We start from the raw sequence: 15,413 nt of genomic DNA, 5'->3' as shown, positions 1-15,413 counted from the left end.
CCCAGGGAGCCGACATGGCCGAGGCCTACATCGTCGAAGCGGTCCGTACGCCCGTCGGGCGGCGCGGGGGAGGCCTGGCCGGGGTCCACCCGGCCGACCTCGGGGCGCACGTCCTCAAGGAACTGGTGACCCGCTCCGGGATCGACCCGTCCGCGGTCGAGGACGTCGTCTTCGGCTGCCTGGACACCGTCGGGCCCCAGGCCGGCGACATCGCCCGCACCTGCTGGCTCGCCGCCGGACTGCCCGAGGAGGTGCCGGGCGTGACCGTCGACCGCCAGTGCGGCTCCTCCCAGCAGGCCGTGCACTTCGCCGCGCAGGCCGTGCTGTCCGGCACCCAGGACCTGGTCGTCGCGGGCGGCGTCCAGAACATGTCGATGGTCCCCATCGCCTTCGCCTCCCGCCAGGCCGCCGTACCGCTCGGCCTCACCGAGGGACCCTTCGCGGGCAGCGAGGGCTGGCGCGCCCGCTACGGAGACCAGCCCGTGAACCAGTTCGCCGGTGCCGAGATGATCGCCGCCAAGTGGGGCATCAGCCGCCGCGACCAGGAGGAGTACGCCCTGCGCTCCCACCAGCGCGCGGTCCGGGCCATCGACGAGCGCCGTTTCGAGCGCGAAACCGTCCCGTACGGGGACGTCACGGCCGATGAGGGCCCGCGCCGCGACACCTCGCTGGAGAAGATGGCCGCCCTCAAAGCGGTGATCGACGGCGGCACCGTCACGGCCGCCTGCTCCTCCCAGGTCTCCGACGGCGCCGCCGCGCTGCTCCTCGCCTCCGAACGGGCCGTACAGGAGCACGCGCTGACCCCGCGCGCCCGCGTCCACCACCTCTCCGTGCGCGGCGAGGACCCCATCCGTATGCTCACCGCCCCCATCCCGGCGACCGCGCACGCCCTGAAGAAGACGGGCCTCTCCCTCGACGCCATCGACCTCGTCGAGATCAACGAGGCCTTCGCGCCCGTCGTCCTGGCCTGGCTGAAGGAGACCGGGGCCGACCCGGACAAGGTCAACGTCAACGGCGGTGCCATCGCCCTCGGCCACCCCCTCGGCGCCACGGGCGCCAAGCTGATGACGACGCTCCTCCACGAACTCGAACGCACCGGTGCCCGCTACGGCCTCCAGACGATGTGCGAGGGCGGGGGACAGGCGAACGTGACGATCATCGAGCGACTCTGAGCGCCTCCAGGGACTTCAGCACCTCCTCCGCCTCCGCCATGATCCGGTCCACCAACTCCGTGCACGACGGCAGGTCGTCGATCACCCCGGCGACCTGCCCCGACGCCATCACCCCGAGATCCGTACGGCCCTGAACCATCGACGCCTTGAGGAGCATCGGGGTATTGGCGGCCAGGAGAACCTGGCTCCAGGTGAGGTCCCTGCCGTGCCGCAGGGCCAGCCCGTCGCGCACCATCCGGGACCAGGACAGCCCGGAGACCTTACGGAAACCAGCCGCATGGCGCACCGCCCGAAGGAGCGCTCTCACACGTCCGGACCTCTCCAGGGCATCCACGAACCCCGTCCGCAGCATGCGGTGCGGCAGCCCGTCCACGGCCGTGGTGACCGTGACGTCCCGGACGGTCGCCGCGAGGTACGCGGCCTTCACGCCGTCCGGGACCGTCGAGTCTGCGGTCAGCAGGAACCGCGTGCCCATGGCGATCCCCGCCGCCCCGAACGCCAGCGCCGCCACCAGGCCCCGCCCGTCGTGGAAACCGCCCGCCGCCACGACCGGTATGTCCACGGCGTCGACCACCTGGGGAAGCAGCACCGTCGTCGCCACCTCCCCGGTGTGCCCGCCGCCCTCGCCGCCCTGCACGATCACCGCGTCCGCACCCCACGCCGCCACCTTCTCCGCGTGCCGGCGGGCACCTATGGAGGGGATGACGACCACACCGGCGTCCTTGAGCTCGGCGATCAGCTCCCTGGACGGCGCCAGCGCGAACGAGGCCACACGCGCACCCTCCTCGATGATGATCCGCACCCGGTCATGGGCATCCCCCGCGTCGGCCCGCAGATTCACCCCGAACGGCGCGTCCGTGCGGGACCTCACCTCCCTCGTGGCGTCCCGCAGCTGGTCGAGCGTCATCGTCGCGGACGCCAGGATGCCGAGCGCGCCCGCGTTCGCCGCGGCGGAGACCAGGCGGGGGCCCGCCACCCAGCCCATGCCGGTCTGCACGACGGGATGACGCACTCCCACGAGCCGGGTGAACGCGGTGTCCATCAGCGGACCGCCTCCCCGGCCGTCGCGGGGTTCGGGACCTCCCGCTCCCGGGTGCCCTTCGGGTCGAGCACCTCACGGATCAACCGCAGCTCTTCCGGCGTCGGTTCACGCGTCCAGGGAAGGTCATCGGGAACCGTGAGCTCGAATCCCGTCGCCTCCCGCACCTGCGCCGCCGTCACCCCCGGGTGCAGCGAGGCCAGGCGCATCGAGTGATCCGGCGTGGCGAAGTCGAAGACCCCCAGGTCGGACACCACGCGGGGGATGCGGTGGAAACGGCCCGCGACCGGATGCTCGGCCACACGGTCGTATCCCACCCCGCACACCATGTCGACCCGCTCGACGAAGACCCGCCGGGAGTGCCTCGGTATCCAGTAACTGGTCGGGTTGTTGAGCGTGTTGACCGGTGCACCCCGCACCCCGAGCAACTGCCGGCGGGGCTTGGTCCAGTCTCCGATGCACGCGATGTTCTGGTTGCCGTACCGGTCGATCTGGCTCGCGCCCATCATCACGTGCCGTCTGCCGCCGGTGACCAGGGTCAGGTGCCTGCGGTACGGCAGCCAGCCCTCCGGCGCACCGTCCGGACCGACGAGTATCGCCTCACCGTCGGTCAGCAGCAGTTCCGGGGCGAAGGTCAGCCGGGCCAGCCGCGCACCCACGGAGGGGATCAGGCCCATGGGGCTCGCGAGGATCTCGCCGGCACCGCGCCAGGCCTCGGCGCAGGCGATCACGCAGTACTCGGCCCGGGTCACGGCCGTCATGTCCCCTCCTTCTCCATGGATGCCTTCTGCTCCTCGTGCGCTTTCTCCTCGTGCCCCTTCTCCTCGTTCGCTTTCTCCTCGTGCGCCGTCTTCCCCTTCTTCTCCTCCGTCTCCTCGCGCTCCTTGCGCCAGGCCTGTACGGCCCGCTGGTAGTGCTGCTCGTCCCCGGTGAGGAACCGCTCGGCGAACTCCGGCCAGGGGGTGCTCGCGTAGTACCGCTGGAACTCCTCGTCCCGGCCGTAGTCCGGGACGCACGAGGTGAAGTGCGCCCCGTTCGGAGCGTCCACCACTCCGTGCACCGTGTGCCGTCCCACCAGCAGCGTTTGGGGCGCCGCCTCCTTCGTCAGCTCCGCTGTGTCCACGATGCGCTCGCACGAGATGTACGCGCGGTCGGCCGCCTCGCAGAACAGGTCGTCGAAGTACGGGTCCGGGCCCAGGTACTGCCCGTTGCCCAGCCGGTCCGCGCGGTTCAGGTGGACGAGCGCCGCGTCCATCCGCAGGGCGGGCATGGCGACGAGCGTCTCGCCGTCCTCGTACGGCGAACGGACCGTCCGTAATCCGGGATTGACCCGCATCACGTCCGAGCCGATACCCGCGCGCACCGGTATGAAGGGCAGCCGGTTCGCGGCCGCGTGCAGGCCCCACATGAACATCGCCTCGTCGACCTCCATCAGCTCGAAGGCTCCGCACTCACGGGCCGCGCGGTAGTGCGGTTCGAGCGGGATCGAGTCGAGGGTCGCGAACGCGGCGACCAGCTTCCGTATACGTCCGGCGGCCGCGAGCATGCCCACGTCCGGGCCGCCGTACGAGACGACCGTGAGATCGGTGATCCCGGAACGCAGCAGCGCCCGCACCAGCGCCATCGGTTTGCGGCGTGAGCCCCAGCCGCCGATGCCGAGGGTCATGCCGCTCTCCAGCCGGGAGACGGCCTCGTCGGCGGTCATTGTCTTGTCAGCCATGGTCACCCACCTGCGCCCCGTCCTTCCCGAAGCCGTCCCGGACCCGGTCGCCCACCCCGCTGAGGCTCGCCTCGAAGGTGAAGCCCTGCTCGAAGCGGTAGCTGCGGCGGACGTCGACGGGGTCGATGCCGTTGATGGCAGCCTTGGCGAGCCGGATCAGCCTGCCGTCCTTGGCGGCTATCTCGCGGGCCAACTCCAGCGCGGCGCCGCGCAGCTCGCCGCGCGGCACGACCCGCCAGACCGACCCGTGCGTGGACAACTCGGCCGCGGTCGCCGTGCGCGACGTGTAGTACAACGCGCGCATCAGGTGCTGGGGGACCAGCCGGGCCAGGTGCGTGGCCGCGCCCAGCGCGCCGCGGTCCAACTCGGGCAGGCCGAACGTGGCGTCGTCGCTCGCCACGATCGCGTCCGCGTTCCCCACCAGGCCTATCCCGCCCCCCAGACAGAAGCCGTGCACCTCCGCGACCACGGGCACCTCGCACTCGTACACCGCGGCGAAGGCCTCCGCGCAGCCCTCGTTGGCACCCGCCAGGGCCGGGCCGCCCTGCGCCTGTATCTCCTTGATGTCCACCCCCGCGTTGAATCCGCGCCCCTCGGCCGCCAGCACCACACAGCGGACATCGGCATCGCGCCCGGCCGCGCGCACGGCCCCGGCCAGCTCGAACCAGCCGCGCACCGGCAGCGCGTTCACCGGCGGGAAGTCGACCGTGACGACGGAAATCCCCTTCTCCGGGGACGAGGTGGAGACACCCATCAGCTCATCAGCTACCTTTCCACCAAACGTTTGTTAGGTTCGCTGTCGAAGGTAGCAGCGAACGGAAGCCCGCGGGAGAGCCTGTGGATAACTCCGCACAGCGAGCAGGACCACAGCAAGCCGGAAACCCAGCCGGGCAGCCGGCAGGACCACAGCCAGCCGCACAGCCGGCAGGACCACAGCAAGGCCGCACAGGGCTCAGGGGCAAGCTCGCCCTCGTCACCGGAGGCACCCGTGGTGTCGGCGCCGGGATCGCGCGGGCCTTCGTCGAGGCGGGTGCCCACACCGTCGTCTGCGCCCGGCGGCCCCCCGAAAAGCCGGTCGAGGGAACGGAGTTCGTGCCCGTGGACGTACGGGACCCCGATTCCGTGCACCGCCTGTTCGACGGCCTGCCCCGGGTCGACGTCCTCGTGAACAACGCGGGCGGTTCCCCCTACCGCCCCCTGGCCGACGCCGGTACCGCTACCGCCGCCCGGCGTCACGCCCGCGTCATCGAGCTCAACCTCACCGCGCCGCTGACCGTCTCGCTCGCCGCGTACGAGCACCTCGCACGGGCCGGGGGCGCCATCGTGATGATCGGCAGTGTGAGCGGGGCCCGTCCCTCGCCCGGGACGGCGGCGTACGGCGCGGCCAAGGCGGGACTGGAGAACCTGGCCCGCTCGATGGCCGTGGAGTGGGCGCCGGACATCCGCGTCAACACCCTCGTCGTCGGCATGGTCCGCACCGAACTGTCCCACCTGCACTACGGCGACGAGGGCGGCATCGCGGCCGTCGCCCGCACGGTCCCGCTGGGGCGCCTCGCCGAGCCCTCCGACATCGGCGCAGCCGCCGTATTCCTCGCCTCGGACGCCGCCGCGTACATCACCGGGGCCTCGCTCCTCGTCCACGGCGGCGGCGAACGGCCGGCCTTCCTCGACGCCGCGACCGTCAACCACCGGACCGGAAAAGGAGAAGCGGGATGAACGCACGCCGGATCTGTGAGGGGCGCGTGGTCATCGTCACCGGCGCGGGGCGCGGACTGGGGCGCGCCCACGCCCTCGCGTACGCCGCCGAGGGCGCCCGTGTCGTCGTCAACGACCTCGGCGTCGGCCTCGACGGGACACCGGGGCCGGACAGCCCGGCGTCCCGGGTCGCCGACGACATCCGCGCGGCCGGTGGCGAGGCGGTCGCCCATGGCGGCGACATCGCCACGACCGAGGGCGCCGTGTCCCTCGTGCGCACCGCGCTGGAGACGTACGGCCGGCTCGACACCCTCGTCAACAACGCCGGGTTCCTGCGCGACCGCATGCTCGTCAACCTCGACGAGGACGACTGGGACGCCGTCGTCCGCGTCCACCTGAAGGGGCACTTCCTGCCGCTGAAGCACGCGGCCGCGCACTGGCGCGCGGAGGCCAAGGCCGGCCGGACACCGGTGGCCCGGGTCGTCAGCACCAGCAGCGGCGCGGGCCTGCTGGGCTCGGTCGGTCAGGGCAACTACAGCGCGGCGAAGGCCGGCATCGTCGGGCTGACCCTGGTCGCGGCGGCAGAACTCGGGCGCTACGGGGTCCAGGTGAACGCCATCGCTCCCGCGGCCCGTACCCGTATGACGGAGCGCACCTTCGCCGAGACGATGGCCGCACCCGACAGCGGCTTCGACACGATGGCCCCGGAGAACGTGTCGCCGCTGGTCGTGTGGCTGGGTTCCGCGGCGAGCGCGGGTGTCACCGGGCGGGTCTTCGAGGCCGAGGGCGGCCGCATCACGGTCATGGAAGGCTGGCGACCGGGACCGACCGCCGACAGGGGAGCCCGCTGGACGCCGGCCGAAGCGGGCGAAGCGGCCCTCAAGCTCCTGGCGGAGGCGGAGCCTCCGGGGCCGGTGTACGGGGCCGGGTGACGTCGGCGTCGACGACGGGCCGTTCACACCACACGAACATCCTCGATACGGGCGCTCTCGGTGTCCGCCGCCTCCAGCAGCTCCACGATCTCCGCGTGGCCGGTCTGCTGGTCGTTGCCCGCGACCGTCCGGTCACCGGTGCGGAGTTCGACCACGCGGTGATGCCGCCGTCCTCGGGGACGCGGTGGGTCGTCACTTCGTGTCCCGGTCCGTACGTCCGCTCCAGCCCGGCGCGCAGCTCCGACGCCACGTCCAGCGTCAGCCAGCGGCGCGCCTCCGCCAGGGCATCCGCGCGCGCGTGGGCGCCGTGCTCCAGGAGGGCGCGCACGCACGAGGGGGAGCCTCGGCGGGCCGCCGCCACCAGTGGGGGCTCGCCCGCCGGGGTGGGGCGGTCCGGGTCGGCGCCGTGCTCCAGGAGGGACGCCACCACGTCGGTGTTGCCCCGCTGCACCGCCCACGCCAGCGCGGTGAAGCCCAGCTCCTCCTCCAGGTCGGGCGTCGCCCCGGCGGCCAGCAGGGCGCGGACGACCTCCGTGTGGCCGCCGCAGGCCGCTCCGCACAGCGGGGAGTCCGTGCCGGCGCTGAGACGGTCCGGGTCGGCGCCCGCCGCCAGGAGCAGGCGCGCGATGCCGGGCCTGTCGCTGACCGTCGTCAGGTACAGGACCGACTGGCCGTCCCCGTCCGTCGCCTCCGGGCTCGCACCGGCGCGCAGCAGCCGTACGACCGCGTCCTCGTCACCCTCGTACACCGCCGTGAAGAGACCTGGTCCGGTCGGCTGCTCGTGCTCGTTCATGGCGTCCGAGCCTCGCTCGCCCGGCCCCCTTCAGGCAACGGCTCAAGAGGCTCATAGGGACCTGACCTGATCCGGTATGCCTCACGTGTCGCACTCCAGCACCGTCCGGCACAACCCGCAGCGGGCGCGGACCCGGCCCCGGACGGGGACTCTGATGCGCTGGTGGCAGGTGGGACAGGGGAAGGACACGCGCAGCGGGCCCTGGCCGTCGGGTGTGAACGCGTACGGAACCCCCGGCAGCGGGCCCGGCGGACGGGAGCCCTGGGCGTACCGGTGGTCCTGGGCATGGCGCCGGTCCCTGGCGTAGCGGCGGCGGCCCGCCCAGCCGGCGGCCGTCAGCGGGGGCTGCTGCTCGTCGCGACGGGCCTGGGCCGCGCCCCTGGTGTACGCGGTGTACGCCTGCGGACTGGTGAACCAGACCGACGGGTCCTCGCCGAACAGCGCCGCCCGCTTCGCGAGCACATAGCCGAACTCCTCCGGGGTGAGGTAGCCCAGCTTCTGTGAGGAGGCCCGGTCCTCCCGGAAGGCGTCCAGCAGGAGCCAGCCCGCGCCCAGGTATGTCGCCGCCGTGTCCGTGAGGATCTCGTTGTCGCGGGTGCCGGGGAACGACAGGCCCAGACGGTGCAGGTAGACGTGCATGACCTCGTGGGCGAGGGCCGCGCCGATGTCGCGGCGGTGGGTGCGGAAGCGGTCGTTGAGCTCGATGAAGTACTCGGGGCCCGCGGTCAGCTCGACGTTCGCCGCATGGGCCATCTCGCGGAAGCTGATGATGATCCGGGTGTCCGGCAGCCGGTAGTGCAGGACGATCTCACGGGCGACGCGCTGCGCGCCCAGGTGCAGGTCGTCCGTGTCGCAGAACGCCACGTCGACGGGCGCCAGACTGGTGGCGAAGCTGTGGATCGTGTCGTACGACAGGCGCTTGTACAGAGCGGTGATCGACTCCCGTACGGTGTCCAGGTGCGGGTAGCCGTGCTCAACAGGTCCGCCGTTCGCCACGTCAGCACCCCCACGACGCCTCGGTACGCCTCCACTCTAAGTCGACGGCTGTGCGTGCCGACGGGTTGATGACCGGCGCGCGGTGGCGCGTTTTCGCCCCTTGTGGCCCGCGGAGGCGGATCTTCATACTTCACACAACGTTCTGACAGGGACCTGACCGTCATCTGAGGTGTGCCATGTCGGTCGACATGTCATGAGCCTGACATCAGCGCGCGCAAGGTTCGCCCCCCACGAAAGGACAGTCCGTTGAAGAAGCTTGTCTCCTTCCTCAAGAGAGCCGCGGTCGCCGGTGCCGCCGCCCTCGCCGTCATCAGCCTCCAGCCGGTCAGCGCGAGCGCCGCGCCGTCCCCGGTCGTGGGCGGAACCCGTGCCGCGCAGGGCGAGTTCCCGTTCATGGTCCGGCTCTCCATGGGCTGTGGAGGCGCCCTCTACACCCAGCAGATCGTGCTGACCGCCGCTCACTGTGTGAGCGGTTCCGGCAACAACACCAGCATCACCGCCACCGCGGGTGTCGTGGACCTCCAGTCCACCAGCGGCCGCGTCCAGGTGCGCTCCACCAAGGTCCTCCAGGCGCCCGGCTACAACGGCACCGGCAAGGACTGGGCGCTCATCAAGCTCGCCCAGCCGATCAACCTGCCGACCCTGAAGATCGCGACGACCACGCAGTACAACACCGGTGACTTCACCGTCGCCGGCTGGGGCGCGGCAACTGAGGGCGGTGCCCAGCAGCGCTACCTCCTCAAGGCCACCGTGCCGTTCGTCAGCGACGCCACCTGCAAGGCCTATGGGGGTCTCTACGACGACCTCGTCGCGGGCGAGGAGATCTGCGCCGGTCTCCCGCAGGGCGGTGTCGACACCTGCCAGGGTGACTCCGGTGGCCCCATGTTCCGCAAGGACAGCGCCGGCGCCTGGATCCAGGTCGGCATCGTCAGCTGGGGCGAGGGCTGCGCCCGGCCCAACGCCCCCGGTGTCTACACCGAGGTGTCGACCTTCGCGTCGGCCATAGCCCAGGCGGCGTCCACCCTGTGACACGCCGTGCACGCTGTGACTCCGCGTCCGCACTGTGACGCACGGGGCGCCCGCGACCGAGGTCGTGGGCGCCCCTCGCAATGATCACGCCAGACCCGCGGCCCGGGGAGCTACCGCGAGACCGGCCGCAGTGAGGGCAGCCCCGGCGGCACCGAGGACGTGCGCTTCCGCAGGCCACCGGCGGCCTCCTGAAGCTCCAGCACCCACAGGTCGTTCACGCCCTCGCGCAGCACAGGACCGGGCACGTACAGCGCGTTCTGCGGTCCCACCGACCAGTAGCGGCCCAGGTTGAAGCCGTTGACCCAGGCGAAGCCCCGCGTCCAGCCCGGGAGTTCGAGGAGCGCGTCCCCTGCCCCCCGCACCTCGAACGTGCCGCGGTACAGCCCGGGGGCGCCCTCCTCGGGCAGTTCCCGGAACGGCACACCCTCGACGTCGTCCAGCGCGTCGACACGCAACCCACGCGCGCGTACACCGTGCACGAACGCCCGCTCGTGCAGGACACCCCCGGTGATGCCCTTCGGCTCGCCGAGCCGGGGACCGTAATTGGCCCTCCCCAGGGACTCCACCCACAGCTCCACGCGCGCGGGACCCGCGACGGGCTCCTTCAGCTGGGGATCGTCCTCCGTGAGCACCCCGGCCCGCTCCCCGTCGACGTACACCACGGCGAGGTCGCGCAGCCCGCGCGCGAGCAGCGGGTACGGCTCCCGGGGCCCGGGGATGTCCACGCAGTAGTGCACCAGGCCCCGGTCCACGTCCAGATCCTCGAAGGTGGGCGGCATCCGCCGCTCGACCGCCGGACCGCCGCGGGCCTCCAGGACGTCCTCCAGCGGCGCCCACGCGGTGAGTCGCGCCGTGGCGGCCTCACCGAGGACCGCGGGCGGGGGCGGTACGTCCGGCAGAGGGCCGTCCGCGTACTCCGCGAGGATCTCCCTCAAGCGCCAGAACTTCTCGGTGGGGCGCCCGTACTCGTCGATCGGCGCGTCGTAGTCGTACGACGTGACGTCCGGGTGCAGCGTCCCGTCGTGCAGGACGCCGCCGCCCCGGTTCGCGCCCGCCCAGCCCGCGAAGTTCGTCCCGCCGTGCGCCATGTAGAGGTTCACCGAGGCACCGCACTCCAGGATCTCGCGCAGCGACCGGGCGGCGTCCTCGGCGTCGCGTGCCGCCTGCTCCCCGCCCCAGTAGGTGAACCAGCCGCACCACCACTCCATGCACATCAGCGGGCCCGTGGGGCGGTGCCGGCGCAGCACGTCGAACCCCTCGCGTGCGCGGGACCCGAAGGTGACCGTCGCGAGCAGCCCCGGAACCGAGCCACCGGAGAGCATGTGGTCCTCCGGACCGTCCGTGGTGCACAGCGGCACCGTCACGCCCTCGGCGACCAGCAGATCGGCCAGCCGGCGCAGGTACACCTGGTCGGTGCCGTAGCTGCCGTACTCGTTCTCGACCTGCACCATGATCACCGGCCCGCCCCGGTCGATCTGCCGCGGCACGACCTCGCCCAGCAGATGCCGGAACCAGCGCTCCACCGGCTGAAGGAACCGCTCGTCCCGTGTGCGCAGCTCGCCCGTCACCCAGTGCGGCAGCCCGCCGTTCTCCCACTCCGCACAGATGTACGGGCCCGGACGCACGATCGCCCACAGCCCCGCCTCCCGGGCCGCGTCCAGGAACCGGCCCAGCTGCCCCACCTCGTGGAACTCGCCGGGACGCGGCTCGTGCAGGTTCCACGGGACGTACGTCTCCACACAGTTGAGGCCCAACGCCCGCAGCATCGCCAGGCGGTGGCCCCACTGCTCCTCCCGCACCCGGAAGTAGTGCAGCGCACCCGACAGCAGCCGCACCGGGCGCCCGTCCAGCAGGAAATCGCTGTCTCCGACACTGAATTCGCCGTCTCCGACCCTGGATTCGCTCATGGCCCCACCCTCGCCCCTGGCGGTGGGCCCGTCCATGGACAAAGATCGACGACGCTTGGACGAAAGTGAGGACACCGTGGACGCAGCCAGGCGCGCCTACCACACCTGGATGCGGTACTTCACGCCCGGCCCGGCCCTCCACCGGCTCGGCCTCGCGTGCCTCGGCGTCGGACTGCAGTACGGCGAGCTGCCCACCGTCGGGCCCCGCACCCTCGACCACCACGTGGCCGTCGTGATCGGCGCGGGCGGCGGCTGGTTCCGGGCCGGCGACGGCCCCCGCGTCGAGGTCACCGCGCCCGTCCTGCTCTGGCTCACCCCCGGCGTCCCGCACCACTACGGCCCCGACCCGCACTGGGACGAGAGCTGGGTCGCGTTCACCGGACCCGCGACCGAGGCGTACACCGAACTCGGCTGCATCGAACCGAACCGGCCCGTGGTGCCCCTCTCGGACGCCTCCGGCGCCCGCGCCGTCATCGGCCGCATCGCCCGCACCGTCCAGCGCGACACACCCCTGCCCGAGGTGGCGGCCGGCGCCGCCCTGCACGAGCTCCTCGTCACCCTGCGCGGCGCCCGCGCCGACCTCGCCCCCGACGGAGACCGGCTCCTGCAGGCCCTCGCCCGCGACGCCTGCCGGCCCCTCTCGGTCGCCGAACACGCCGCCCGGCTCGGCATGACCACCGCCGAACTGCGCACCGCCGTCCGGCGCGGCGCGGGCTGCAGCCCCAAGGACTACCTCCTGCGCATCCGGCTGGACCGCGCCAAGGAACTGCTCGCCTCGACCGACCTGCCCGTCGCCGCCGTGGCCCGCCGCGTCGGCTACGACGACCCGGCCTACTTCTCCCGCCTGTTCACCCGCCGCGTCGGCGTGGCCCCGGTCCGCTTCCGCACCCAGGAGAGCCGCCCGGCGATCGAACAACCGCACGCCCCGTAGGGTGACGCCCATGACCACCAGCAACACCGGCACCGGAGAAGTCGACCCCGCCGTCCGCGCCGAACTCGCCCGGCTGCGCCAGAGCATCGACAACATCGACGCCGCCGTCGTCCACATGCTCGCCGAGCGCTTCAAGTGCACCCAGCAGGTCGGCCACCTCAAGGCCGAACACCGGCTGCCGCCCGCCGACCCCACACGCGAGGCCCAGCAGATCGCCCGGCTGCGCACCCTCGCCGAGAACGCCAACCTCGACCCGGCATTCGCCGAGAAACTCCTGAACTTCATCATCGCCGAGGTCATCCGCCACCACGAGCGCATCGCGGACGACGCGGTGAACGGCGCATCCGCCACGGGCGGTGACACCACGCCCGCCAGCTGAAGCCCGGCCGGCGCGCAGGCCGAGGGCACCCGGACACAGCGCGCGGCGCGCAGCGCGAGGCGCACGGCGCTCGGGCAGAAGCAGGCGGCGCTCAGGGCGGGACAGACGGCAAAAGCACACGCAGCACCGAACACAGACCTGAGCCGGCGGGGACGCACCACGCACCGGGGGCGCACACGCGAAGACGGCGAAGGGCAGCGGACAAAAGCCGTGTACCGGCCCGCCCCTGTGCCGTGTCAGTGGCATCAGGCAGCATGTCCTGCATGTCCGTACTGACGCGCGACGAAGCGCAGACCCGTGCCAGGCTCCTCGACGTCCACCGCTATCAGATCGACCTCGACCTGACACACGGCGACGAGCTGTTCGTCTCCCGCACCGCCATCCAGTTCACGGTACGCGGGGACCAGAAAGCCACGGACACGTTCGTCGAGCTCAAGCCCGAAGAACTGCGTCACGCCGTCCTCGACGGACACCACCTCGACCTGGACACGTTCACCGAGAACCGGCTGCCCCTCAAGGACCTGACCACCGGCGAGCACGAGCTGCGCATCGACGCCGTCATGCGCTACTCCCGCACCGGCGAGGGCATGCACCGCTTCACCGACCCCACCGACGGCGAGACCTACGTCTACACGCAACTCGCCCTGGACGACTGCAAGCGCGTCTTCCCGGCCTTCGACCAGCCCGACCTCAAGGCCGTCTTCGAACTGTCCGTGACGGCCCCCGACAACTGGAAGGTCATCGCCAACGGCGTCACAGAGCAGCGGGAGGACGGCACCTGGCACGCCGCCCCCACACCGCTGATCTCCACCTACCTGGTGGCCGTCGCCGCCGGGCCCTGGCACTCCGTGCGCACCGAACACCGCGGACTCCCCTTCGCCCTCCACTGCCGCCGTTCCCTCGCACCCCACCTGGACGTCGACGCCGACGAAATCCTCGACATCACGCGCGCCTGCTTCGACCGCTACCACGAGAAGTTCGAGGAGCCGTACCCCTTCGACTCCTACGACCAGGCATTCGTCCCCGAATTCAACTTCGGGGCCATGGAGAACCCCGGCCTGGTCACCTTCCGCGACGAGTTCCTCTACCGCTCCGCCGTCACCGACACCGAGCGGCAGACCCGCGCCATGGTCATCGCCCACGAGATGGCCCACATGTGGTTCGGCGACCTCGTCACCCTCAAGTGGTGGGACGACATCTGGCTGAACGAGTCCTTCGCCGAATACATGGGCTACCAGACCCTCACCGAAGCCACCCGCTTCACCGACACCTGGGTCGACTTCGGCGTCGCCCGCAAAGCCTGGGGCTACGACGCCGACCAACGCCCCTCCACCCACCCGGTCGCCCCCGAAACCGTCGACGACACCGCCTCCGCGCTGCTCAACTTCGACGGCATCTCCTACGCCAAGGGCGCCTCCGCGCTCCGGCAACTCGTGGCCTGGCTCGGCGAGAAGAACTTCCTCGCCGGCATCAACACCCACTTCGCCCGCCACCGGTTCGGCAACGCCACCCTCGCCGACTTCATCGACTCCCTCGCCGACGCCACCGACCGCGACGTGCACGCCTGGGCGGCCTCCTGGCTGCGTACCACGGGCGTCGACACCCTCACCCCGAAGGTCACCCCGGCCGACGACGGCACCTACACCCTCACCACCGAGCGCCACGGCAGCCGCCCGCACCGCGTCGCCGTCGGCCTCTACGACCCGGACCCCGGTGACACCGGCCGCCTCGTCCTGCGCGAACGCCTCCACCTCGACATCCCCCAGGACACCGCCGAGCCGATCGGCAAACGCCCCGCCCTGCTCCTGGTCAACGACGGCGACCTCACCTACGCCAAGGTCCGCTTCGACCCCGAATCCTTCACCGCCATCCGCGACAACCTGTCCGCACTCCCCGACGCGCTGACCCGCGCCGTCGTCTGGAACTCCCTGCGGGACACCGTCCGCGACGGCGAACTGCCCCCCACCGCCTACCTGGAGACCGCGCGCACCCATCTGCCCCTCGAAACGGACGTGTCACTGGTCCAGGGCGTCCTGTCGTTCGCGTCGGCCCAGATCACCGACCGCTTCCTGACGGACACCGACCGGCCCGCAGCCCTGTCCACCCTCACCACCCTGTGCCGCGACCTGATCCGCCGCACCGAGGACGGCTCCCACCCCGGCCTGCGCCTCACCGCCGTACGCCACTTCATCGACGTCGCCGCCCACCCCGACACCATCGCCGCCTGGCTCGCCGACGGCACCGTGCCCGGCGGTCCCGAACTCGACCCCGAACTGCGCTGGCGCATCCTGGGCCGCCTCGCCGTCCTCGGCGCCACCGACGAGACCGCGATCGCCGCCGAGGCACAGCGCGACCCGAGCGCCACCGGCCAGGAGGGCGCCGCCCGCTGCCGCGCCGCACTGCCCGACCCGGAGTCCAAGCGCACCGCCTGGGAAGCCATGTTCGCCACCGACGACCTCTCCAACTACCTGTTCACAGCCACCGCCCAAGGCTTCTGGCAGCCCGAACAGGCCGAGGTGCTTCAGGAGTACGTGGAGCGGTACTTCACCGACGCGGTCGCCCTCGCCGCCCGCCGCGGCCCCGCCATCGCCGACGCCGCGGGCCGCTGGGCCTTCCCCGTGCACGCCGTCAACGCCGAAACCCTCCGCCTCGGCGAGCAGTGCCTCCGCACCTCCGACCCGACCCCATCCCTGCGCCGCAAGCTGACGGACCAACTGGACGACCTCGAAAGGGCCTTGAGGGTAAGGGAGACCGACGCCCCGTAAGGGGCGCGGGGAACTGAGCGACAAGCCGCACACCCCGCACACAACCCGCAGACAT

General features: G+C 71.9%; 13 protein-coding genes and 1 pseudogene. 7 read left to right on the top strand and 7 right to left on the bottom strand.

The window, feature by feature from the left end; translation table 11 throughout:
• Positions 1-14 precede the first annotated feature (14 nt).
• Positions 15-1,172, top strand: a complete 1,158-nt coding sequence (locus IE262_RS06160) for an acetyl-CoA C-acetyltransferase (RefSeq protein ID WP_189871906.1) — start codon at positions 15-17, stop codon at positions 1,170-1,172.
• Here IE262_RS06160 and IE262_RS06155 read toward each other — a convergent pair.
• From IE262_RS06155 to IE262_RS06140, 4 genes are read right to left on the bottom strand one after another with little or no spacing between them, the layout of a single operon-like run.
• Positions 1,156-2,214 (bottom strand): NAD(P)H-dependent flavin oxidoreductase, encoded by a 1,059-nt coding sequence (locus IE262_RS06155; RefSeq protein ID WP_189871904.1) that lies wholly within the window; start codon positions 2,212-2,214, stop codon positions 1,156-1,158. The genes IE262_RS06160 and IE262_RS06155 overlap by 17 nt on opposite strands.
• On the bottom strand, positions 2,214-2,972 hold the full coding sequence (locus IE262_RS06150) for a CoA-transferase subunit beta (RefSeq protein WP_189871902.1): 759 nt from the start codon (positions 2,970-2,972) through the stop codon (positions 2,214-2,216). The genes IE262_RS06155 and IE262_RS06150 overlap by 1 nt, the downstream gene beginning before the upstream one ends.
• On the bottom strand, positions 2,969-3,931 hold the full coding sequence (locus IE262_RS06145) for a CoA transferase subunit A (protein WP_229877127.1): 963 nt from the start codon (positions 3,929-3,931) through the stop codon (positions 2,969-2,971). Before IE262_RS06145 ends, IE262_RS06150 begins: the two co-directional genes overlap by 4 nt.
• Complete coding sequence (locus tag IE262_RS06140) at positions 3,924-4,685, bottom strand: enoyl-CoA hydratase family protein (RefSeq protein WP_189871899.1); 762 nt, start codon at positions 4,683-4,685, stop codon at positions 3,924-3,926. The genes IE262_RS06145 and IE262_RS06140 overlap by 8 nt, the downstream gene beginning before the upstream one ends.
• Positions 4,686-4,882: 197 nt before the next feature.
• Here IE262_RS06140 and IE262_RS06135 point away from each other — a divergent pair.
• Together IE262_RS06135 and IE262_RS06130 are read left to right on the top strand one after the other, a co-directional pair.
• A pseudogene (locus tag IE262_RS06135) lies at positions 4,883-5,647 on the top strand (SDR family oxidoreductase); the annotation flags it as partial.
• The gene (locus IE262_RS06130) at positions 5,644-6,558 is read left to right on the top strand and encodes an SDR family oxidoreductase (RefSeq protein ID WP_134032751.1); all 915 of its coding nucleotides are present in this window, start codon (positions 5,644-5,646) and stop codon (positions 6,556-6,558) included. The pseudogene IE262_RS06135 and the gene IE262_RS06130, both read left to right, overlap by 4 nt.
• On the opposite strand, the gene IE262_RS06125 is transcribed toward IE262_RS06130, so the two are convergent.
• Both IE262_RS06125 and IE262_RS06120 read right to left on the bottom strand, forming a co-directional pair.
• A complete protein-coding gene (locus tag IE262_RS06125; protein WP_229877126.1) occupies positions 6,506-7,351 on the bottom strand; it encodes an ankyrin repeat domain-containing protein in 846 nt (281 codons plus the stop codon). The two genes, IE262_RS06130 and IE262_RS06125, sit on opposite strands and share 53 nt — an antisense overlap.
• A gap of 81 nt (positions 7,352-7,432) precedes the next feature.
• Complete coding sequence (locus IE262_RS06120) at positions 7,433-8,347, bottom strand: hypothetical protein (protein ID WP_134032757.1); 915 nt, start codon at positions 8,345-8,347, stop codon at positions 7,433-7,435.
• 246 nt (positions 8,348-8,593) lie between these two features.
• On the opposite strand from IE262_RS06120, the gene IE262_RS06115 reads away from it, so the two are divergent.
• A complete protein-coding gene (locus IE262_RS06115; RefSeq protein ID WP_134032760.1) occupies positions 8,594-9,376 on the top strand; it encodes a S1 family peptidase in 783 nt (260 codons plus the stop codon).
• A 110-nt stretch (positions 9,377-9,486) separates the two neighbouring features.
• Here the strand turns inward: IE262_RS06115 and IE262_RS06110 are convergent, their stop codons facing one another.
• Positions 9,487-11,283, bottom strand: coding sequence for a glycoside hydrolase family 35 protein (locus tag IE262_RS06110; RefSeq protein ID WP_189871894.1), 1,797 nt, complete (start codon positions 11,281-11,283; stop codon positions 9,487-9,489).
• Between the two features lie 109 nt (positions 11,284-11,392).
• On the opposite strand from IE262_RS06110, the gene IE262_RS06105 reads away from it, so the two are divergent.
• The 3 genes from IE262_RS06105 to pepN all read left to right on the top strand — a co-directional run bounded on the left by IE262_RS06105 (position 11,393) and on the right by pepN (position 15,358).
• On the top strand, positions 11,393-12,214 hold the full coding sequence (locus IE262_RS06105) for a helix-turn-helix domain-containing protein (RefSeq protein WP_229877184.1): 822 nt from the start codon (positions 11,393-11,395) through the stop codon (positions 12,212-12,214).
• 10 nt (positions 12,215-12,224) lie between these two features.
• Positions 12,225-12,593 carry a chorismate mutase gene (locus tag IE262_RS06100; protein ID WP_134032769.1) on the top strand — a complete coding sequence of 123 codons (369 nt, stop codon included), beginning with the start codon at positions 12,225-12,227 and terminating at the stop codon, positions 12,591-12,593.
• A 254-nt stretch (positions 12,594-12,847) separates the two neighbouring features.
• Positions 12,848-15,358 (top strand): aminopeptidase N, encoded by a 2,511-nt coding sequence (gene pepN, locus IE262_RS06095; protein ID WP_189871892.1) that lies wholly within the window; start codon positions 12,848-12,850, stop codon positions 15,356-15,358.
• The last annotated feature ends 55 nt before the right edge of the window (positions 15,359-15,413 follow it).

This window comes from Streptomyces bluensis, assembly GCF_014650715.1.
In the GTDB taxonomy this organism is placed as follows: domain Bacteria; phylum Actinomycetota; class Actinomycetes; order Streptomycetales; family Streptomycetaceae; genus Streptomyces; species Streptomyces bluensis.
Note: the sequence above shows the minus strand (reverse complement) of the source record. Positions and strands in the feature narration are given on the sequence as shown.

Excerpts from the sequence above, each read along its gene's own strand:
- pepN (WP_189871892.1), top strand. The coding sequence starts at position 12,848 with ATGTCCTGCATGTCCGTACTGACGCGCGACGAAGCGCAGACCCGTGCC.
- IE262_RS06100 (WP_134032769.1), top strand. The coding sequence starts at position 12,225 with ATGACCACCAGCAACACCGGCACCGGAGAAGTCGACCCCGCCGTCCGC.
- IE262_RS06125 (WP_229877126.1), bottom strand. The coding sequence starts at position 7,351 with ATGAACGAGCACGAGCAGCCGACCGGACCAGGTCTCTTCACGGCGGTG.
- IE262_RS06150 (WP_189871902.1), bottom strand. The coding sequence starts at position 2,972 with ATGACGGCCGTGACCCGGGCCGAGTACTGCGTGATCGCCTGCGCCGAG.
- IE262_RS06130 (WP_134032751.1), top strand. The coding sequence starts at position 5,644 with ATGAACGCACGCCGGATCTGTGAGGGGCGCGTGGTCATCGTCACCGGC.
- IE262_RS06155 (WP_189871904.1), bottom strand. The coding sequence starts at position 2,214 with ATGGACACCGCGTTCACCCGGCTCGTGGGAGTGCGTCATCCCGTCGTG.
- IE262_RS06160 (WP_189871906.1), top strand. The coding sequence starts at position 15 with ATGGCCGAGGCCTACATCGTCGAAGCGGTCCGTACGCCCGTCGGGCGG.
- IE262_RS06140 (WP_189871899.1), bottom strand. The coding sequence starts at position 4,685 with ATGGGTGTCTCCACCTCGTCCCCGGAGAAGGGGATTTCCGTCGTCACG.
- IE262_RS06145 (WP_229877127.1), bottom strand. The coding sequence starts at position 3,931 with ATGGCTGACAAGACAATGACCGCCGACGAGGCCGTCTCCCGGCTGGAG.
- IE262_RS06110 (WP_189871894.1), bottom strand. The coding sequence starts at position 11,283 with ATGAGCGAATCCAGGGTCGGAGACGGCGAATTCAGTGTCGGAGACAGC.
- IE262_RS06105 (WP_229877184.1), top strand. The coding sequence starts at position 11,393 with ATGCGGTACTTCACGCCCGGCCCGGCCCTCCACCGGCTCGGCCTCGCG.